19 protein-coding genes and 1 pseudogene are annotated in these 19,230 nt (G+C 65.9%); 12 read left to right on the plus strand and 8 right to left on the minus strand.

Annotated features, from left to right (window positions below; genetic code table 11):
- Window positions 1–76 precede the first annotated feature (76 nt).
- The 5 genes and pseudogenes from DL519_RS36225 to DL519_RS36245 form a co-directional block, all read left to right on the plus strand.
- A pseudogene (locus DL519_RS36225) lies at window positions 77–720 on the plus strand (flavin-containing monooxygenase); the annotation flags it as partial.
- 77 nt (window positions 721–797) lie between these two features.
- Window positions 798–2,483, plus strand: a complete 1,686-nt coding sequence (locus DL519_RS36230) for an IS1182 family transposase (protein ID WP_223839963.1) — start codon at window positions 798–800, stop codon at window positions 2,481–2,483.
- Between the two features lie 141 nt (window positions 2,484–2,624).
- The gene (locus DL519_RS36235; RefSeq protein ID WP_223839964.1) at window positions 2,625–3,158 is read left to right on the plus strand and encodes an NAD(P)/FAD-dependent oxidoreductase; all 534 of its coding nucleotides are present in this window, start codon (window positions 2,625–2,627) and stop codon (window positions 3,156–3,158) included.
- A gap of 144 nt (window positions 3,159–3,302) precedes the next feature.
- Entirely contained in the window at window positions 3,303–4,034 is a 732-nt protein-coding gene (locus tag DL519_RS36240; RefSeq protein WP_190821551.1) for a DUF6319 family protein, read from the plus strand.
- Window positions 4,035–4,145: 111 nt separating this feature from the next.
- The gene (locus DL519_RS36245) at window positions 4,146–4,586 is read left to right on the plus strand and encodes a hypothetical protein (protein WP_190821553.1); all 441 of its coding nucleotides are present in this window, start codon (window positions 4,146–4,148) and stop codon (window positions 4,584–4,586) included.
- A 355-nt stretch (window positions 4,587–4,941) separates the two neighbouring features.
- Here the strand turns inward: DL519_RS36245 and DL519_RS36250 are convergent, their stop codons facing one another.
- Window positions 4,942–6,186, minus strand: a complete 1,245-nt coding sequence (locus DL519_RS36250) for a M14 family zinc carboxypeptidase (RefSeq protein WP_190821555.1) — start codon at window positions 6,184–6,186, stop codon at window positions 4,942–4,944.
- Between the two features lie 98 nt (window positions 6,187–6,284).
- Here DL519_RS36250 and DL519_RS36255 point away from each other — a divergent pair, with 98 nt between their 5' ends.
- Window positions 6,285–7,469: an MFS transporter gene (locus DL519_RS36255; protein WP_190821556.1), complete on the plus strand. Its 1,185-nt coding sequence runs from the start codon at window positions 6,285–6,287 to the stop codon at window positions 7,467–7,469.
- A gap of 342 nt (window positions 7,470–7,811) precedes the next feature.
- Window positions 7,812–8,231, plus strand: coding sequence for a hypothetical protein (locus tag DL519_RS36260; protein ID WP_190821558.1), 420 nt, complete (start codon window positions 7,812–7,814; stop codon window positions 8,229–8,231).
- Here DL519_RS36260 and DL519_RS36265 read toward each other — a convergent pair.
- On the minus strand, window positions 8,224–8,604 hold the full coding sequence (locus DL519_RS36265; protein ID WP_190821560.1) for a hypothetical protein: 381 nt from the start codon (window positions 8,602–8,604) through the stop codon (window positions 8,224–8,226). The genes DL519_RS36260 and DL519_RS36265 overlap by 8 nt on opposite strands.
- A 315-nt stretch (window positions 8,605–8,919) precedes the next feature.
- Between DL519_RS36265 and DL519_RS36270 the strand changes: the two genes are divergently transcribed.
- The 5 genes from DL519_RS36270 to DL519_RS36290 all read left to right on the plus strand — a co-directional run bounded on the left by DL519_RS36270 (window position 8,920) and on the right by DL519_RS36290 (window position 15,375).
- A complete protein-coding gene (locus DL519_RS36270; RefSeq protein WP_223840423.1) occupies window positions 8,920–10,986 on the plus strand; it encodes a transglycosylase domain-containing protein in 2,067 nt (688 codons plus the stop codon).
- 346 nt (window positions 10,987–11,332) lie between these two features.
- Entirely contained in the window at window positions 11,333–12,289 is a 957-nt protein-coding gene (locus DL519_RS36275) for a CPBP family intramembrane glutamic endopeptidase (protein WP_190821561.1), read from the plus strand.
- Between the two features lie 116 nt (window positions 12,290–12,405).
- Window positions 12,406–13,764 (plus strand): serine hydrolase domain-containing protein, encoded by a 1,359-nt coding sequence (locus DL519_RS36280; RefSeq protein ID WP_190821564.1) that lies wholly within the window; start codon window positions 12,406–12,408, stop codon window positions 13,762–13,764.
- A 169-nt stretch (window positions 13,765–13,933) separates the two neighbouring features.
- Entirely contained in the window at window positions 13,934–14,368 is a 435-nt protein-coding gene (gene arfB / locus DL519_RS36285; RefSeq protein ID WP_190821566.1) for an alternative ribosome rescue aminoacyl-tRNA hydrolase ArfB, read from the plus strand.
- A 62-nt stretch (window positions 14,369–14,430) separates the two neighbouring features.
- Window positions 14,431–15,375: a patatin-like phospholipase family protein gene (locus tag DL519_RS36290; RefSeq protein WP_190821568.1), complete on the plus strand. Its 945-nt coding sequence runs from the start codon at window positions 14,431–14,433 to the stop codon at window positions 15,373–15,375.
- Window positions 15,376–15,439: 64 nt separating this feature from the next.
- On the opposite strand, the gene DL519_RS36295 is transcribed toward DL519_RS36290, so the two are convergent.
- From DL519_RS36295 to DL519_RS36310, 6 genes are all read right to left on the minus strand, one after another.
- Complete coding sequence (locus tag DL519_RS36295; RefSeq protein ID WP_263399756.1) at window positions 15,440–16,360, minus strand: SLC5/6 family protein; 921 nt, start codon at window positions 16,358–16,360, stop codon at window positions 15,440–15,442.
- A gap of 7 nt (window positions 16,361–16,367) precedes the next feature.
- The gene (locus DL519_RS47725) at window positions 16,368–16,796 is read right to left on the minus strand and encodes an SLC5/6 family protein (RefSeq protein ID WP_223839966.1); all 429 of its coding nucleotides are present in this window, start codon (window positions 16,794–16,796) and stop codon (window positions 16,368–16,370) included.
- Window positions 16,793–16,939, minus strand: coding sequence for a DUF3311 domain-containing protein (locus DL519_RS36300; protein ID WP_223840425.1), 147 nt, complete (start codon window positions 16,937–16,939; stop codon window positions 16,793–16,795). The genes DL519_RS47725 and DL519_RS36300 overlap by 4 nt, the downstream gene beginning before the upstream one ends.
- Entirely contained in the window at window positions 16,876–17,937 is a 1,062-nt protein-coding gene (locus tag DL519_RS36305) for an amidohydrolase (protein WP_263399757.1), read from the minus strand. Before DL519_RS36305 ends, DL519_RS36300 begins: the two co-directional genes overlap by 64 nt.
- Window positions 17,928–18,368: an amidohydrolase family protein gene (locus tag DL519_RS49190; RefSeq protein WP_263399758.1), complete on the minus strand. Its 441-nt coding sequence runs from the start codon at window positions 18,366–18,368 to the stop codon at window positions 17,928–17,930. The genes DL519_RS36305 and DL519_RS49190 overlap by 10 nt, the downstream gene beginning before the upstream one ends.
- A gap of 85 nt (window positions 18,369–18,453) precedes the next feature.
- On the minus strand, window positions 18,454–19,116 hold the full coding sequence (locus DL519_RS36310; RefSeq protein ID WP_223839967.1) for a hypothetical protein: 663 nt from the start codon (window positions 19,114–19,116) through the stop codon (window positions 18,454–18,456).
- Window positions 19,117–19,230 lie beyond the last annotated feature (114 nt).

Consider the following 19,230-nt stretch of genomic DNA (forward strand, 5'->3'; position numbering starts at 1 on the left):
CCCTACCGTAAGTAACCTACCCATAGTAAGCTACTGTTGAGTAGATCAGTCGTGCTGGGGTCCGGAGGAGGACCTGATGGCGCAACGGCAAACGCGGGGCCAGCGCAGTTACCCGACCAAGGTGATCATCGTCGGGACCGGTTTCTCCGGGCTCGGGATGGCGATCCGGCTCAAGCAAGCCGGGATCGACGACTTCATCGTGCTGGAGAAGGCCGCAGACCTCGGCGGCACCTGGCGGGACAACACCTATCCGGGCTGCGCCTGCGACGTGCCGTCCCTGATGTACTCCATCTCGTTCGAGCAGAACCCGTCCTGGTCCCGAATGTTGCCAGGCAGGGCGAGATCTCCGACTACCTGCAGCACTGCGCGGGCAAGTACCAGGTGCGCGACCACACCCACTATGGCGTGGAGTTCACCGGTGCCGAATACGACGAGTGCAACGGCACCTGGACGGTGTCCACTGCGGACGGAACGGAGTACTTCGGTCGCGCGCTGGTGTCCGGCGTCGGCGCCCTGCGCATCCCGAGCTACCCGGAACCGCCCGGCGTGGAGAGCTTCGAGGGTGAGGTGTTCCACTCCGCCGAGTGGAACCACGACTACGACCTTGAGGACAAGTGGGTCGCGGTGATCGGCACCGGTGCCAGCGCCATCCAGTTCGTGCCGCGCATCGCCAAGAAGGTCTCTCAACTCCACCTGTTCCAGCGCACTTCGCCGTGGGTGACCCTGCTGGTTAATTCTCGGGTCGGGTGAGGGGGTGTTAGGTGGGGCCAGGATTATGATCTTGCGGCAGTCTTGTGGTGTCTGTCCGCAGGATGGAGTTCGTGGTGTCGGTGCAGCCGCGGCCTTGGCCGAAGCCGGTCCCGGAGATCGCCGCCGCGATCCGGGCGATGTACAGCGGGCGACGTGAGCTGCCCCTTGCCGTGCGGGTCCGGGATCAGCTCGGTGAGCTGTTCTCGGACGCGGAGTTCGCCGCGGCGTTCGGGATTCGGGGTAAGCCCGGCTTCTCACCGGGTCTGCTGGCCATGATCACGGTGCTGCAGAAGGCGGAGAACCTGACCGACCGGCAGGCCGCCGATGAGGTGCGCACCAACCTGGCCTGGAAGTACGCCTTGGGGCTGGAGCTGACCGATGCCGGTTTCGACCACACAGTGCTCAGTGAGTTCCGTACCCGCGTGGTCGAGCACGGGTTGGAGGAGAAGGTCCTGGACCTCCTGCTGGCGGCGTTGCGGGACAAAGGCTTGATCGCCGCTGGTGGTAAGCAGCGTACGGACTCCACGCACGTGATCGCCGCGGTGCGGGATATGAATCGGCTGGAGTTGGCGGGCGAGGCGGTGCGGGCCTGTCTGGAGTCGGTGTCCGCCGCGGCCCCGGACTGGGTGGCCGAGGTGCTGGACGTGCCGGGCTGGAGTCGGCGCTACCAGCAGCGGATCGACACCTGGCGCCTGCCGGCCTCGCAGACCAAGAAGGACGAGCTCGCCCTGGCTTACGGCAAGGACGGATTCACTCTGCTGACAGCCCTCTACGCGCCCGCGTCGCCGAACTGGCTTCGTGAACTTCCCGCGGTGGAGGTCCTGCGGGTCGTGCTGGTGCAGAACTACACCCGCACCGTGGCCAGAAACGGGCGGGAGGTGGTCAAGCGGCGGGAAACGGACACAGACGGTCTCCCGCCCGGCAGATGGCGCTTGACCTCGCCGTATGACACCGACGCCCGCTGGGGAGTCAAACGGGACACCTTCTGGAACGGTTACAAGGTGCACATCAGTGAGACCTGCCGGGCTCCTGAGTCCGCGGGCGCGGCCACCGCGCCCGGTCACCGCCCGGGTGCGGCACCGAGGCCGAATCTGATCACGAACGTCGCCACGACCGACGCCACCGTCCCCGACAGCGCGATGCTCCCACCGATCCACCAAGCCCTGAGGAAACGGGACCTGCTCCCCGACGAGCACTACCTCGATTCCGGCTACCCCTCCGCCGAACTGATCGTGGGGTCCCTGGATGCCTTCGGCATCGCCCTGATCACCCCCGTGCTGCTTGATCACTCCCGTCAGGCCAGAGCCGAACAGGGTTTCGCCGCATCGGATGTCACCATCGACTGGCAGGCCCAGCAGGTGCCCTGCCCAGCCGGGCAGACCAGCTCGTCGTGGACCCCTTGTGTCCAATACGGGTCTGCACGGACGGTGGTCACGTTCTCCAAGGCCGTCTGCGGTCCCTGCCCGGTCCGGACACGGTGCACCACCGCGAAAAACGGCCGTCGCCAGATCTCCTTACATCCCAGGGAGATGACCGAGGCCCTGCGTAGCGCCCGCGCCGAGCAGCAGACCAAGGACTGGCGCAGGGACTACGCGCTACGCGCGGGCGTCAAAGGCACGATCCGCCAGGCAACGGCCGTCACCGGACTACGCCGCACCCGCTACCCGGGGTCTGGCCAAGACCCATCTCGAACACGTCTACTCCGCCGCCGCACTCAACCTGATCCGCCTTGATGCCTGGTGGAACGGCCACCCACTCGACCGAACCCGCACCAGCCACCTCGCCCGCCTCGAACTCGCCCTCGCAGCATGATCAGGAATTAACCAGCAGGGTCGTGGGTCCAGCCAAAACCGGACCGGCCCATCCCGGAGTCGGTGCAGCGCCTTTTCTGCAACGCTCCACTGGTCCAGCGGGCTGCCCACGCGGCGCTGTACTGGGTGCTGGAAGCGCGCTACTTCACGGTGTTCGACCGCCGCCTCGGCAAGATCGTCGAGCAGTTGACCAAGCGCTACATCCGCAAGGCCGTCAAAGACCCGAAGCTGCGCGCCGCGGTGACGCCGGACTACGCCATGGGCTGCAAGCGGATCCTGCTCTCCGGCGACTACCCGGCGCTGAACATGTCCAATGTGGACGTGGTGACCACTGGGGTGGCCGAGGTCAGGCCGCGATCCGTGCTGACTGGCGACGGACAGGAGCACCCTGTCGACGCGATCATCTACGACACCGGCTTCCGCGTCACCGACGCGTTCGACCACCTGAGCGTCGTCGGCCGCGACGGACGCAAGCTGCAGGACGCCTGGCACAACGGCATGGAGGCCTACCTCGGCATGACCGTCTCCGGTTTCCCGAACCTGTTCTTCCTGCTGGGCCCAACACCGGGCTCGGCCACAACTCCGTGGTGTTCATGATCGAGTCACCCGGAAAGCGGACCTGGCCGACTACGAGACGACGGTCCGCCAATCCCGTTGAAGCTTCGCACGGGCGTTCGATATAGTGGTGGCGTCACTGTCTAGCAGCCCCGACCGGGGCTCACCCTTGAGCAAGGGGCGGCGATGTCACCGCTGTCGTCCGACGAACTCCGCGAACTTCGCGAAGAACTGAGCGCTGGAACCACCCCGACGGTGTGGTTCACCGGTTCGGCCGTAGGCGTCCCGGAAGGCCGATCCGGCAAGGTCGTCGCGCTCGGCGAACCAGCTGAAGGCGACTTCATCCAGGTCCGCCCGGCCGGATCGAAGGACGTGCTGTCCTTCTCGGCCACCGAGGTCACGAAGGTCAAACCACCTCGCAAGAAAGCGGCACCACCCGAGCCACCGGCGAAACCCGCGGCGAAGCCGCGGACGGCCGACGCTCCACCGGCGAAGCCACCGGTGGAACGGGCGAAGCCGACTGCGGAGCAGGCGAAACCAGCTGCTCCGGCAAAGCCCCGCGCCGCTGCGGTCTCGGCTCCCGCGGGTGCCTCGGCGTCGGCGAAGCCGGCCGGGGACGCGGCGGCACGCCGCAAGCCGCGGCAGGCGAAGCCGATCGGCGGAGCGACGGTGACGCTGACAGCCGACCAGGACGGTCAGTGGAGCGTCGAGGTCAGCACCGGCAAGAAGCGCGTGGTGCGCCCGACACCGGTCGCCGCGAACGCCGTCGCCCAAGCCGCGAAGGCGCTGCACGACGACGTCGCGGCAGCCGTGGAACCGCTGGTCGACGCCGCCCGCGAACAGCAGCGCGCCCGCGTCGAGCAACTGCGCGCGGAACTCGCCGCGGCGCAGGCGGCGCTCGACGAACTGGGGTCCTGAATCCCGCGGCGCTGAGCCTGATTGCCACGTCCGAAGCTCGCCAGCATCGGTCCTCGTCCTCCGATTCACTCATGTCAGGCAAGAAGCCTGGTCGTGGTGAAGAGGGGTTCGATGATCGGACCGGCACCACAGGTGCGCGGGTCCAACTGGCAGCTCGCCGCGCTGCTGGGCGGGATTGTTCTCGGCAATGTGGACATAGCCATCGTCAACATCGCCGCGCCGTCGATCCGCGATGACCTGTCCGCATCAGGCCTTCAGCAGGGACGCGGTGAGGGCGCCACCTACTCGGGTCCTGGTGTCTTGGGTGACGGACTTCGGAGTGTCGGGTCCGCTGCTCAGCCGACTGCCCGCCCACCTCCGGAGACCGGTGGCACCGATCGGAAGCCTGCTGCTCGCCACGGGATTGGCGCTTGCGGGTGGTGGCCCGCCACGTCCGACGGGGTCCTGCTGATCGCCCTGCTCGGCCTCGGTGGGTTGGGGTATGGAGCGGCGTTCAGCGCCACGCTCGACCACGTGACGAACATCTCGAAACCCGCCACGCGCCTGACGTGAGTGGACTGTTCAACACAATCCTGCAGATCGGCGGGGCGGTGGGAGTCGCTGTTTTCGGCACGGTCTACCTGGATCTGGCGCCAACCAGCGGCGCTGCAGCGGTATCCGCCTTCAGCACCATCACCTTCGCACTCGCGGCCGTGGCCCTAGCGGCAGCGGAATGCACCCAACTAGCGATCAGCAGCGCCCGAACCCCAGTCCCCTCGGGGAGCTGATGTGAGCATGGGAACCTTCCTGTTACCTACCGCCCAGGCAACCTACCGCGACCAGGTCTTTTCCATGGTGTCCGTAAGACGAGCGGCGCTCGCGATGCGCGGATGCAGTCGACGAGCGCCGCTCACGGCTGATCGATTGGTCAGGGTTCGATGTCGGTGGTGGCCGTCATGGTCTGCTGCCCGCGGTCGGTCGGCGGAATCCGGTCGTAGGCGGCGGGGTCGAGGTGGTCGACCTGGCCGCTGGCGACCGACGAGAGGATCCCTTCGAGTCCGATGTAGACCGCTCGGGTCAGCATCCCGCGATGCTGCTCGCCGAGGGTCTGGGTCTGGCCGCGAACCTCGAACAGCACCGCGCCGCTGCCGTTGAGCTGGAACGCGCCGAGTCCGGTGCCCGGCAGGTTGATGTCCTGCGGGTAGAGGGTGATGTTGCCGAAGTCGGGGTTCTGGTTGGCCGCAGCCTGCAGCGCGTTGTATGCGGCCACGTTGAGCTGTTTGGAGTACTCCGGACGGTAGGTGTCGGCGAACTCGGCGTACTCGGCACCCGCGTGGGTGGCGGCATCGGCGACGAACTTGCCGGACAGACTCAAGGTCACATACCGGTCCGTGCCCGGAACCGTGTAGCAGGCGCCCTGGTGGTGCAGGTCGATGTAGGTGTCGACCGTGCCGAACTCGGCTTGTAGCGAGCGGTAGACGTCGCGCACCGCCTGGGTCTCCGGGCTGATGAACCAACCCGGCCGATCGCCGCTGCCGGGGAAGTCCTGCGGCTGCGGCTGGTAGTCGAGGTTCGGGTTGTAGTCCCGGTTGACGTCGAAACCGGGCCGCTGCGAGTAGTCATCGCCTTGCCGGGGCGCGGTGTAGTAGTTCCACGCCGGCGGTGCGGTGGCCAGCTGCGGGAAGCGCTTCTGCACCTCCTGCCACGTCATGTCGTTGCCGCGTCGGTCCAGTACCGCCCCGTCAGGATTGATCTTCGGCATCGCCACCACGGTCAGCTTCTCGCGGATCTGCCTGGCCCGGCTGGAATCCGAGGTGCCCAGGAAGTCGAGCAGATCGAGCACCGCGTCCGGTCCGGTCTTCTCGTTGCCGTGGATTTCGGCGGTGACGAACACGACCTTGGGGCCGGTGCCGACGCGCGCGAGGAACATGTCGCGGCCCCGGTTCGACTCACCGACGGTCTCCACCGCGACCCGCCCCGCGCTGACCCGCTCGATCCGATCGAGCTCGACGAGGAGTTCGTCGTAGCTGGTGAACTCGCTGATCGGGTTCTCCCGCGGCTCTTCGCTGCACGGTGGTGGGGCCGCCATCGTCAGCGGAGCGGTGGCCGCCGCAGGCGGGATTGCCGACCCCGCGACCACGGCTGCCAGGGCCAGCACGCGCATCCGGTTCATGCAGAACTCCTCGCCGTCGCAGTGACGGCCCCAGCCAAACCGATCACGACCAAAGCCACAATCGGCCATGAGTGGACATCTCGGACTCTTGGAGCCGGATGGACAAAAGTTGGCTGCACGCCTATCAAGAACTGGTGCGAATCTCGGAAGAACCCCGCGTCAAGGACACAACAGCGTTGCAGCATCGGTCTTTTCGGCATCTGCTGGTAGCGACCGTCGGCGGTTTTGCGGGATACGTGCTGCTACTTCCGGTCCTCCCGCTATGGGCGGTAACGGGCGGTGCTGGTGAGGTTGCGGCCGGCGCGACCAACGCCGTCTTCATGCTGGTGACAGTTCTGACCCAGCTCGGCATGCCGTGGCTACTCAAACACATCGACCACCGCGTTGCTTTCGCCTCGGGCACGATGCTGATCGGCTTGCCGACCCCGTTGTACGCGCTGTCCAGCGACCTGTGGCTGCTGCTCGGTGTTTCCAGCATGCGAGGAGTCGGCTTCGGCCTCCTCACGGTGACCGGCGCAGCGCTGGTGGTCGAGCTCGTGCCCGCTGCGCAACGCGGCCGGGCGGCTGGGCTCTACGGGTTGTCGGTCGGCTTGCCAAACGTTCTGTTCCTCCCCGCTGGCGTGTGGTTGACGCAGCAGATCGGATTCGGCCCGCTGTTCTGGATCGCGGGTGCCCTGCCCGTGGCGGCCACCGCTGCCGTGCTGGGGATGTCGCGGGTGCGGGCCAAACCCGCGCAGCGCTCGGGCACCTCCGCGTTCCCCCTCGCGTTGCTGCCGTCCTGGATCGTCATGACCGCTGCGGCGGTGGCGGCTGGCGGGCTCACGGCGTTCCTGCCGCTGGCAGTCGCCGGGTCGGTGGCCCCAGCCGCGCTGATGGCCTTCGGCGCATCCGCGATGCTGGGCCGGTGGGCAGCAGGACAGCTAGGCGACCGGCTTGGCCAACACCGCGTCCTGGTCCCCGCCGTGCTGCTGGCAGGCCTGGGCACGGGCTTGCTCGCGGTTGCGGCGTGGGGAGCCGACCCGCTCGCCCTGCTCGGCGCGGCCGCCTTCGGAGCCGGGTTCGGTGCGGTGCAGAACATCACCCTGGTCGTGATGTTCGAACGAACCGAGTCCGGGCCCGCCAGCACCGCGTGGAACATCGCCTACGACGCGGGCCAAGGCCTCGGCGCCATCGGTTTCGGCGCCCTGGTCACCCTGTCCGGCTACCCGACGACCTTCGCGGTCGCGGCGATCCTCATCACCATCTGCATCCCCCTGACGACCGCCCGCCGCAGGCGGAGCTGAGAGCAAGGGAACCTTCCTGTCACCAGCGGCTGCCGTCGGCGTTCACCGCAAATGCAGAGCCGGTCCTGCCGCGTGCCTTGGACAGGCCGGAAACGTGCAGCATGGGAACCTTCCTGTCATCCGGTGCGCGAGTGGTGGTTGAGAAGCGCCGGATACTGGCCGGCGGGCGGTGACAGGAAGGTTCCCTTGCTACCGCCGCCAGCCGGTGAGGTTGTTGTGTGTTTTTGGACACAAGTGCCGCGTGATTTCAGCTCGCCGAATCGTGATTCACGAGGCGGGTGTGAACGGGCTGTGACGACGCCGGGCCGCCCCGCCTGCTCGGGACCGCCTAGAATTCGGGACGTGTACCGCAGCCTGTTGACTCCGCGTTGGCTGCTTCTGCACGCGCTGTTCGTCGTGGCCACGGTCGCCACCGGTTTCCTGGCCGTGTGGCAGTGGGATCGTGCGCACGAAGCTGGGGGGAGCTTCCAGAACCTCGGCTACGCGCTGCAGTGGCCGCTGTTCGGCGTGTTCACGATCTTCTTGTGGATCCGCCTGACGCGCATGGAGGTTCACCGCGGGGACGATGCAGAAACGGAAGCTGCAGTTCAGGAAGAAGCGGTCGGACCGCAGGTCACCGAGGAGGCGCCGCCCGTAATGCGCCGGAAGCGGCCGCTCGTGCCGCCACCGGCGCCGCCGGTCGATGCTGGGGATGATCCGGAACTCGCCGCCTACAACCATTACCTGGCGGAGTTGAACGAGTCGGATCGGCGCGCTAGCTGAATGTGATGTTGCCCTTGATCTCGCGCGCCTGAATCAGGTTGTTGACCTCGCCGTGGTTCACGTTGACCACGCCGTCGTCGGCGGCGGAGATGGCTTTGTGCACTTCGGCGCCCTCGGCGCGCAGCTGCTCGGCGAAGGCGGCATCCTCTCCGCAAACCTGGTCCAGTCGTTCGGCCAGGGCTTTGATCTGCGGCTTGCCCGCGGACTCCTGCTCGGCGGCTTCGAGCGTGGCCTGCGTCTCCGGATCGTTCTGCGACCTGCGGCGCACGAGCTCGCGCACCTTCACCAGGGCCTGGCTTCCGGCTTTGCCCAGCGCGGTGGCAACCTGACCGGCGAGCGCGGTGGCCAGGGAATCCAGGAACGGGTCGGTCATTTTTCCTCCGCGTGATCGACTCCGGTGGTCACCAAGTGTAGTGATCTGATCCGGACCCGTGGGGTTGTCGGTCAGGACTCGGCCATTTGGTGCAGCGCCGCCGGGATCAGCGGATGTGATATCAACGAATCGACTGACAGCAAAGAGAAGCAGGTGTCGACTGGTTCCGCGTGTGCGGGTCGGCGGTAAGCTCGTCGGCCAGTCGGTGGACGGGCAAGACGGGGCCTGGGTGGGCACTGCGCCCCGCGATCGGTGGTCAAGTCGTTTGGACACTTGGTGATTGGGGCTGGCGTGCGCAGCGGCGTGCTGTTGAAGATGTTCGGGTTGTGCGTCCTGGCCGGCGTGCTGGTAGCGGCGTTGCTGCTGCCGATGGCGACCGGTGCCGGGGCGATGGTCAACCAGACGAGCGACGCCATGTCCAGAATGTCAGGTTCCCTGGCGAGGCGGGACATGCCGCAGGTAACCACCGTCACGGACAAGGACGGCGCGCCGATCGCGTACTTCTTCAAGGACTACCGCATCGAAACGCCGCCGGACCAGATCTCGGACACCATGAAGGCCGCGATCACCGCGGTCGAGGACAAGCGCTTCTGGGACCACGGCGGCGTCGACTGGCACGGCACCATGCGTGCGCTGGCGACCAACGTCAGCAGCGGTTCGGCCGCGCAGGGTGCATCCACGATCACCCAGCAGTACGTGAAGAACTACCTCGTGCACGTCGCGGCGAACAACACGGTGGAGGCCGAGAAGGCCAAGGAATCGACGGTCGCCCGAAAGCTCCGCGAGGCGAAGATCGCCGTCGAACTCGAACACACCATGACCAAGGAGGAAATCCTCACCGGATACCTCAACGTGGTGCCTTTCGGCAACCAGACGTTCGGCGTCGGTGCGGCGGCCCAGACCTACTTCGGCACCACCTCCGACAAGCTGACCATCGCCCAGGCCGCGCTGCTCGCCGCGATCGTCAACCAGCCGGGCTCGCTGAACCCCAACAGCAACCCGCAAGACGCGATGCAGCGGCGCAACCTCGTGATCGACCTGATGGCGGACCCAAACAACAACATCCGCATCACCAAGGAAGACGCTGAAATCGCCAAGAAGGAGCCGCTCGGCGTGATGTCGCCTCTCGGGCGGCCGCCGAACGGCTGCGTCGGCGTCGGCGACGGTGCCACCGACGGTTTCTTCTGCACCTACCTCATCGACTACCTCGACCGGCTCGGCATCGACAGCGACAAGCTGAAGAGCGGCGGCTACACAATTCGCACCACTCTCGACCGCAAGGCCACCGACGCGGCCAAGGCCGCTGCCGAAGCGCAGGTGCCTACCCAGACCGAGGGCATCGCGAACGCGATGGCGATGGTCGAACCAGGCAAGGACAAGCACAAGGTCCGGGCGCTGGTCGCCAACCGCGACTACGGCAACGACGCGAGCAAGGGCCAGACGGCCTACGACATCGTCAGCAGGGTGCAGCCCTTCGGTGCCGGCTCGATCTACAAGGTGTTCACGGCGGCCTCCGCGATCGAACAAGGCATGAGCATCTACGACACGCTCGACGTGCCGCCGTCCTACACGTCCCGCGTGTACAAGAACGGGACCGCGCCGTACACCGTCTCGAACGCCGACGGGGTGCAGCCGGGGCCGAGGACGCTGCAGATGGCATTGGCCACGTCCCCGAACACGGCGTTCGTGGCGTTGCAGGAGAGGGCCGGACTCAACAACGTCGTTGACATGGCCGCGCGCCTCGGGCTGCGGAACGGGATGACCGGCGTCAACACCGGCGGCCAGGGCCTGAAGCCCGACGGCTCGAACGGCCCGTCCCAGGCCGACGCGATCAAGAAGGGCAACCGCGGCGCATTCACCCTCGGCTACACCCCGACGAGCGTGCTGGAACTGTCCAACGTCGCAGCAACGATCATGAGCGACGGCGTCTACTGCCCGCCGACGCCGATCGAAGAGATCAAGGACCGGCACGGCAACCCCGTGCAGCTCAATGAACCCGGCTGCGAGCAGGCCGTGTCCCCGCAGGTCGCGGCGGCGCTGGCCCAGGGCATGAGCAAGGACGACACCGACGGCACGTCGCGCGCGGCAGCGCAGAGCGTCGGCTGGAACCGCCCCATGATCGGCAAGACCGGGACGACCCAACTCCACCAGTCCGCGGGGTTCTTGGCGGCAACCCCGCAGATGGCGGGTGCGGTCCTGACCTACGCCGACGGGAACAGCCCCCAAGGGATCTGCGACGGCGGTGGCGACGCGCCCCCGTACCTGTGCGGCAAGAACGGCGGCAACATCTACGGCGGCAAGGTGCCGGCCCGAACCTGGTTCGCTGCGATGACGAAGGTCCACGAAGGCCTACCGGCAGCACCGCTGCCGGGCACCCCGTAAGGGATCTGACGCAGATGAGGTCCGTGCCCGCTGGTTCGGCGGGCACGGACCTTTTTCGATGCCGAGCCAGGATGAGAGGACCGGCTCGCGGACGCGCGGCTTTTCGCTACTGTCAGCCCACAAGGGCGCCTCGTCGGATGCCCGCTTCGCGCCCCCGCATGGCGGCGCCAGCGAACCGACATCACGGTCATCTCCGGACGTCCCCGCCTGCTTCCCGAATTGGTCAGCTCTGCAGGTGGACGTGTGAGCATGGGAACCTTCCTGTCAGGGATGACAGGAAGGTTCCCATGCTCACAGCAGGGGCGGCCCTCAGCAGGAACTCAGCAAGGGTTGGCAAAATGCCGACGTGAGCACCGAGCATGACCGGGTCGATGTCCGGGGCGTTGTCAGTTTCGTCGCAATTGCATATGTGCCGGCTTGGCTGTTGACCTTGCCGTTGTGGCTGACCGGCGAAGGACTGTCGTGGAATTGGGCATCGCTCTTTCTCGCGGTCATGATGTTCATGCCCGCAGTCGCGGCGTTAGTGGTCAACAAGTGGATCAGCCCACGACCGAAATTGCTGCGCAGCCTGGGAATCACAAACCCCGGCGGCATCAAGAAGTGGTGGCCTTATGCCCTGATTGCCTGGGTGGGGCCTCCGTTGGTCATGGCCCTCGCGCTGCTGGTGGGCTATCTGCTGGGGGCCTACCAAGCCGACTGGACAAGTTTCTCCGGGCTCGCAGAACGGGCCGGGCCCACAGTGGTGGGTTCGGCACCGCAAACGCCGCCCGGGATGCTCGCGCTCATCCAGATCGCAATGGTCTTCGGACTGGGCTGGTTGCAGATCATTCCCGCGCTCGGTGAAGAACTGGGGTGGCGTGGCTACCTCACTCAGGCGCTGCTGCCCCTCGGTCAGCCCGGCGCGTTCCTCACGACCGGGGTGCTCTGGGGTCTCTGGCACGTGCCGGTGCTGATCCTCGGCTACAACTACCCGACGCTCCCGATCGTGGTGGCGGTCATCATGATGGTGTGCTTCTGCACCCTGGTGGGAGCGTTGCTCGGCTGGCTCAGGCTCGTTTCGTGCAGTGTCTGGCCGTCGACGATCGCCCACGGATTCCTCAATGCGGCGGCTGGTTTGGGCACGGTCTTCAGCATGGCCGGACATCCCGTCGACAACGCATCAGTGGGCCTTCTCGGGTGGACCGGATGGATCGTGCTCGTCCTGCTCATCCTGGTCCTCGTAATGCTAGGGAAACTGCCGGTGCGGTTTCCTGTAGAGACGGCCGGAATCACCCGAGGAGTCAACCGGCGCAGTCGACGCTGACGGCTCCACGAGAGCATGGGCACCTTCCTGTCACTCGCCGATGAACAGGCCGTCTGACGGCGTGGGAACGCCGAATGCTCCACCCTCGCGATTTGGCGGAGTGAAAGCATGGGGGCATGACGAGTCTGCTGCCCTCCACTCAGCGCGCACTGTTGCGGCGTCTGGCCGTGGAGCAGAGTGAAAACCGTGTTCCCTCGTTGATCGCGGGGCTGATCCGCGATGGTGAGACGATCTGGGTGGACACCCGCGGACAGGTCGGCGGTCGGCCCTCTACAACGGACACCCAGTACCGAGTTGGTTCGATCACGAAAACCTTCGTCGCGGTGCTGGTAATGCGGCTGCGCGACGAGAGTCGCCTCGACCTCACCGACAAGCTCGACGAGTACGTGCCGGGCACCTCGATCGGAAAGCAAAGCATCGGCGAGATCCTGTCGCATTCGAGTGGGCTGACTGCGGAACCTGCTGGGCAGTGGTGGGAGCGAACCCCGGGCGGCAGCGCCGACGAACTGCTGTCCACCATCGACGAACACGCACGGCGCCCGACACCTCGACACGGCTTCCACTACTCCAACGTCGGTTTCGGGGTGCTGGGCGAGCTCGTATCCCGGTTGCGCGGAGCTCCGTGGGGCGAGGTCCTGCAACGCGAGATCCTCGAACCGCTTGGCATGAAACGGACCACGCTGAGCCCCGTCGCGCCGCACGCGGAGGGGTTCGCCGTGCACCCGTGGGCGGACGTGGTCCTTCCTGAGCCGGCCGAGGATGCGGGGGCGATGGCCCCTGCCGGCCAGCTGTGGTCGACCTTCGAAGACATGGCCAGCTGGGCGCGTTTCGTGAGCGGCGACACCGGCGAGGTGCTGCACCCAGCCACAGTTGCCGAGATGCGGTTGCCCGGGTCGGTCGACGATGGCCCCGAATGGCGGGGCGGCTACGGGCTCGGATTGCAGCTGATGCGGCACCGCGGACGTCGACTGGCCGGGCAAACCGGCTCGATGCCCGGCTTCCTGGCGACTGTTTGGACAGATCCCGCCGAATCCACCGGTGTGATCTTCATGGCCAACACCACAGCAGGTGTCACAGGGGCGTTGGCGACCGATCTGCTGGATTTGCTAGCAGAACACGAGCCACGGATCCCGGCCGCGTGGGAGCCCCGCGGCGACGTGGACCTGCAACTCCTGGAACTCACCGGCCAGTGGTATTGGGGCCCGACACCATATGCGCTGCGGGTTCTTCGCGATGGGCTGCTCGACCTCTCGCCGTGGCAGGGACGCGGGCGAGCCTCACGATTCCAGTCCAACCCGGATGGCACCTGGACCGGACTGGACGGCTACTACGCAGGAGAGATCCTGCGCGTGGGCCGGGACGAAAGCGGTGTTCCCACACACCTGGACCTGAACACGTTCATCTTCACACGCACTCCGTACGACTCTGACGCCCCGGTCCCCGGCGGCGTAGCCGGCTGGCGCCCAGCGCAGTAACCCCCCGGCTGGGAGCGAGAGCATGGGAACCTTCCTGTCACTGCCATGACAGGAAGGTTCCCATGCTTCAACAGCCGGAGCCGCTAGCCAGACGAGGCATTCCGGCCTCGATTTCGGCGGGTGGTGCCGTCGCAGCCCTGCGGAAACGGTGTGAGGCATCCTGATTGGTATGCCCGCAGACCTGCCCGTCACCAGCCGCTGGACCATTCCTGGGGCCGAGCTATCCGAACGCTTCTCGCGATCCTCCGGTCCTGGTGGGCAGGGTGTTAACACGACGGACTCGCGTGTCGAACTTTCGTTCGATCTAGCTCGATCAGCGTCGGTCCCAGAACTCCTACGGCAACGTTCGATGGAGGGCCTCGCTCACCGCCTCGTCAATGGCGTGATCACGATTGCGGCCTCGGAGTATCGCGCGCAGCTCGCAAACCGCGAAGCGGCGCGGGAACGGCTGGCAGAACTGCTAGCCGAGTCCGTCGCTCCACCCGCCCCCAAACGGCGCCGCACCAAGCCGACCAAGGGATCGCAGCAGCGCCGTCTCGCTGGTAAAAAGCGGCGCGGCGAGGTGAAGCGGCAGCGTCGTCGAGGTGATCCCGGCGACGCCTGACGTGTGCCGCCGGTGTTCGCGACTAGCCTCGGGACAGGACTAACGCAGAAGGGACATTGCTGATGCGTACGGCTTGGGTCTTGCCGGGTGGCTCCACCTTCGGGGCGATCCAGGCCGGCCTCGTTACGGCATTGTTCGAGGCCGGTGTCGAACCCGACTTGCTCGTCGGGACCTCCGCTGGCTCGCTGAACGCAGCATGGTTTGCCGGCGACCCGACGCCTCGTGGGGCGGCAAAACTCCGCGAGCTCTGGATGTCGATGCGGCGCACGGATGTCTTCCCGATCCAACCCACGCGGATATTCGCGGGGAAACTCGGCTTGTCGAACCACGTGATGGGCAACCACGGGTTGGCGCGCTGGCTGCACAACAACCTGCCGTTTCGCCGGTTGGAGGACGCGCAGATCCCGGTGACCGTGACCGCAACCGATCTGGACACCGGTGAGCCGGTGTATTTCGAAAGCGGTCCGGCGCTTCCTCCGCTGGTCGCGTCGTGCTCGATTCCTGGGATGTTCCCGCCGGTGAAGGTTAGGGACCGTTGGCTGGTGGACGGTGGCCCGGCGGCGTTCATGCCCATCAGCCGCGCTGTTGAGCGCGGGGCGGAGCGTGTTTTCGTGCTGCCGTGCGGCGGCGCTGAACCGTTCGAATTCAACCGGCGCAGGCGCGGGATCGGTTCGATCGCGACCTGGCCACCGCCGAAGACGCCGCCGAGGTCGGTCGGCGGAGTGAACGGCGCAGCGCTCGGGGCAGCGATGGTGTCTGCCGCGCGGCTTGATATGCAGTTGAACGCGGCGCGCTGCGAGCTCTACGTGGTGCCCGCCCCATCGGTGGTGGGCCTCTCGCCGTATTCGTTCGCGCACGCGGGTGCCCTGATCGACGCTTCTTGGGAGATCGCCAAACGGTGGTATCCCACAGCCAAGCCAGTGCCATCCGGACCCGTCGACATCGGTGGCAACCCGAGCACCAGCGGTCGGTTCGGGGTTTCCGAATCAGCTCCCAACGCCGAATGACCCGTCGATGAGAGCAAAGGAACCTTCCTGCCAGCTGGTCGGAAGGTTCCCTTGCTCTCGATAGTCACGCCCGCGGTGGTACTGCTTCGGATAGTTCATCCATGGCGAGTCGTTCCGGTGGTGCGGTAGCGGGGCGCGCGAGAGTCACCGCAAGGTTGACCAAGATGTTGACCGCGAGCCCGAGCAATCCGACGTTGATCCCAAGCCAGGGGTCGTTGCCGGTGACGACGAGCACGGCGACAACGATCACTCCGGCTGCGAGCCCGGAGGCAGCGCCCGCGGTCGACATGCGTTTCCAGAGCAAGCTGATCAGCACTACCGGAAGGAGTTGTGCCAGGCCTTGGTAGGAGAGGACTGACAACTGCACCAGGGTGCTCGGCGAGATGAAGGTGAACACCAACGCCACCAGCCCGACGAGGAAGGTGACCAGTTGGGACAACTGCTTCTGATGTGGTGCCGTTCGGGGATGCACGCCGAGGACGGACCGCCCCCACATCGTGCCGATCACGAGCATGAAGACCGCCATCGGAACGATCGATGACAACGCCCCGGCGACCCCGACGAGGCCGACCAGCCAAGCCGGCATCGAGTCGACGACGAGCTTGAACATCGCCAGGTTGGAATCCTCAAGCCCAGGAACCACGAACAACGCGGCCAAGGCCAAGAGGATCGGAACGAACAACAACACCTGGTAGAAAAGCATGATGATCGCGTTGCGGCGAAGCACACCCGGATTCTTCGCCCCCAGGTAACCGGCCACAGTGGTCGGAAAGATCGTGTAGACGACACCGTTGAGAAGACCCGTTGTGGCGAACCACAGCATGCCCAGGGACTCCTTGCCTTGACCTGGCAGTACGAGCCATTCGGGGCGTTCCGTAACGAGCCGATCCAGCATCGGGCCGAGGCCGCCGAAATAGTCCACCGGAACGTAGATGAAAACGACCAGCAACGTGATGATCACCAGGCTGTCCTTGAGGATGGACACCCAGGCACTACCGCGCAGACCCGAGAAGATGATGAACAGTGGTGAGTATCGCCACCGCGTCCCCGAACCACGGCGAATCGAACCGGTATGCGGTTATGTCGGTGATGTTGTGCAGCTTGTTCCGGTGGGCGTAATGCCACAGGATCGGCCCGATGACGTAGCCGACGGCGAAACCGATCGCCAGGTATGCCAGCAGGTAGAACACCGGCATCCCGTAGTTGTAGGACCAGCCGGCCGCGCCGAGGTAGCTGAAGCTCGTGTAGGTTTCGCCCGCCATCAGCACGAAGATCAACACGACGCCGAGGCTCCGGCCCCCGATCGACCATTCGGCGAGATTCGCGCGGTCCCGGCCCCGTAGCGAAAGGAGGCCCAATGCGACCGCCGCCAGCATGAACACGGCGAAAATTCCGACTGAAACCGCAGCGCTAGTACTCATTCGCCGTCACCCCGCCGACGATCCCGATTACTTCGCCACAACGGATCTTTGCGAGCGGCAAGCCAGATGCACGCCGGGGTCAGCAACGTCGCCAAAAACGTCCAGAAAATGAAGAACGGCAAGCCCAGAAAAACGGGCTCGATCCTGTTGTATAGCGGGAGGGCCAGCACATAAAGCACGAATGGCCCCAACAACCACCACAGCGATTGTGACGCAACTGGCGAGGTTCGAAGGGGCCGCAGGGTAAATCGCTCGACCCGGCCACTGAAACGCCCGCATCCAGCAGGCTTCGGTGGGCGAACATCCGCTCCAGCCGGTCCGCGCCGTAGTAGTCGAGGAGCTTGTCACCGTGGAACGCAACATAGCTACCGAACGGAAGAGCAATGGCGTCCAAGGCTTTCATCCGCGCCAGAATCTCCGTGTTCACCATGCTGCCGTGCTCAAGCCGATGTGCTGTCCTGATCACCGGATGTGCTGCTCTGGCCCGTTCAAGGGTGTCGAGGACAAGCTTGATCGCCCGGTCGCCGTTGGCGTGGATCGAGAGCCGGGATCCGGCAGCATGCACGCGAAGCGCCAAGTCGTTGAGTTCGTCGGTGCGCAGTGTTTGGATCCCGTGATCATCGGTGCCTTCGAACGGCTCCTCGACCAGGCGGGTTCCGCCTGCGACGGCTCCGTCCGCGAACGCTTTGACACCGCCTATTCGAAGCCAGTGGTCGCCGAAACCAGTGCGCAGCCCAGCCGCGCGGAACGTGTCTACATGCCGATAGGTCAGGAGCGCGTTGACTCGCGCGGTGAGCTCACCGCGTTGGTGCGCCTCCTGCAACAACGTCAGCTCGGCCGGGCCGACCATCGAGTCGCCGACACTTGTTATTCCCGCGGCATTGAGCTCTCGAAGCGTGCTCTTCAGCTGTGCCAGTGCCGTTTCACCGTCCTGAACTAGGAGCACCGGGCGCCCGTAGGAGAGAGACGGATAAGCCAGTTCGAACAGCGCCTGCTCGTGCACCACCCCGTTGACGTGGCCTGCAGCGTCTCTGGTGAGCTCGCCACCGGGCGGCGCGGCGCTCTCATCGGACAAACCCGCTGCGGCGAGCCCTACCGAGTTCAGCACACCCCAATGGGCACCGATGTTGATCAGAAGCACCGGATGTGGGTATAGGTGACCTCGTTGAGGTCCGCGCGGGTCAGCGGCTTGCCACCAGTCGACTTTCCGTGCTCGTAGCGAGTCCCGAGCACCCACTGCCCGGGAGGCGTGTCGCGGGCGCCGCCCCTGAGCTCATCAAGCAAAGCAGCACGAGATCTCGCCGCCGACCCGTCGACGCCCCGCTGGTTCGCAGCCGTCATCGTCGGATGCTGGTGAGCGCCGTTGAACCCCGGAACGATCGTCGCGTCTCCGAAGTCCACCAGCTCGGCTTCGGGCATGCGGCGGCGCAGGTCACCGAGATCACCGACGCCGACGATCCATTTGCCCAGGATCGCCAGAGCGGGCCGACCCGCATCCACGTGCGGCTGGTCGGCCATTGCGACGAGCCGGCGGGCAGTGACCAGAGTTGGTGGTTGTCCAGCGCTTGCCACAGCACCTCCCACGACGCGGTCGATGCCTGGCATGCTGCCCCGGAAACCCGTCGAGTACCAGCTCCGGACCAAATGCCATGGACCCTCAGGCCGCGTTCCGTTCACGCAGAGCCGCTGGTGGCGCGCTACGTGACTGGACACCCCGGAACGGCGTTGGTGAGTCCTTGAACGTGCGGAGAATTGCACGTGGCACTGCTGTTCCTCGCCTGCTGCCGAGCTCCATCTCGGCGACGAGGTCCTCGAACCGGCAGAGATTCTCCTGCTGAATCGCCTCGAACAGCAGGCTTTCCGTCACGGTCCAGGTCTGCCAAGTACGGGCACCGTCCATGACTGCCCGCACCGGAGGGGCGAGCGGAATACCGTTGACATGAATTGGTTTCGGTAGTCGGGTTGTCCGTTCGAAGTTCGTTCCGGGGTAGCTCTGGACCTTGCGGCGGTGCGGGATCAGCACGTGAATGTCTGCCTCTTCCGGGGGAGTTCTCAACCCGAGCAGCCGTGCGGCGTGCAGGCCCGTGATCATCGCCCCGGGCCCGGCACGTAGTAGCGCCGCGTTGATGCGATCTTTGATCGTCGGTGGTCCTGGCGCGATGAGCAGGACGCCAGGAGCGAGCCGCGTCCAGGGCCCGCCGGGGCGAGCCTGACGATACGACGTCGACTGAGAGATCCCGAGATTCTCCAGCTCGACGACGCGAAGCACCCGTCGATCGGTGCACGGCATGACTGAGCTTTTGGTGACCGTTGTACGCATGCCAAGCACTATCCAGCATGCCAAGTCGATAGCTTCGCTGATTTGCCCAGATTCGGAACTGTGTCGGGCACCCTTTTTTGAGCAGCGGGCTGCTAGGGCGCGAGCATGGGAACT

This window comes from Saccharopolyspora pogona, from assembly GCF_014697215.1.
Taxonomy (GTDB): Bacteria; Actinomycetota; Actinomycetes; order Mycobacteriales; family Pseudonocardiaceae; genus Saccharopolyspora; species Saccharopolyspora hattusasensis.

Excerpts from the sequence above, each read along its gene's own strand:
- DL519_RS36240 (WP_190821551.1), top strand. The coding sequence starts at position 3,303 with ATGTCACCGCTGTCGTCCGACGAACTCCGCGAACTTCGCGAAGAACTG.
- DL519_RS36245 (WP_190821553.1), top strand. The coding sequence starts at position 4,146 with ATGATCGGACCGGCACCACAGGTGCGCGGGTCCAACTGGCAGCTCGCC.
- DL519_RS36250 (WP_190821555.1), bottom strand. The coding sequence starts at position 6,186 with ATGAACCGGATGCGCGTGCTGGCCCTGGCAGCCGTGGTCGCGGGGTCG.
- DL519_RS36255 (WP_190821556.1), top strand. The coding sequence starts at position 6,285 with ATGGACAAAAGTTGGCTGCACGCCTATCAAGAACTGGTGCGAATCTCG.
- DL519_RS36265 (WP_190821560.1), bottom strand. The coding sequence starts at position 8,604 with ATGACCGACCCGTTCCTGGATTCCCTGGCCACCGCGCTCGCCGGTCAG.
- DL519_RS36270 (WP_223840423.1), top strand. The coding sequence starts at position 8,920 with ATGTTCGGGTTGTGCGTCCTGGCCGGCGTGCTGGTAGCGGCGTTGCTG.
- DL519_RS36280 (WP_190821564.1), top strand. The coding sequence starts at position 12,406 with ATGACGAGTCTGCTGCCCTCCACTCAGCGCGCACTGTTGCGGCGTCTG.
- arfB (WP_190821566.1), top strand. The coding sequence starts at position 13,934 with ATGCCCGCAGACCTGCCCGTCACCAGCCGCTGGACCATTCCTGGGGCC.
- DL519_RS36290 (WP_190821568.1), top strand. The coding sequence starts at position 14,431 with ATGCGTACGGCTTGGGTCTTGCCGGGTGGCTCCACCTTCGGGGCGATC.
- DL519_RS47725 (WP_223839966.1), bottom strand. The coding sequence starts at position 16,796 with ATGAGTACTAGCGCTGCGGTTTCAGTCGGAATTTTCGCCGTGTTCATG.
- DL519_RS36310 (WP_223839967.1), bottom strand. The coding sequence starts at position 19,116 with ATGCGTACAACGGTCACCAAAAGCTCAGTCATGCCGTGCACCGATCGA.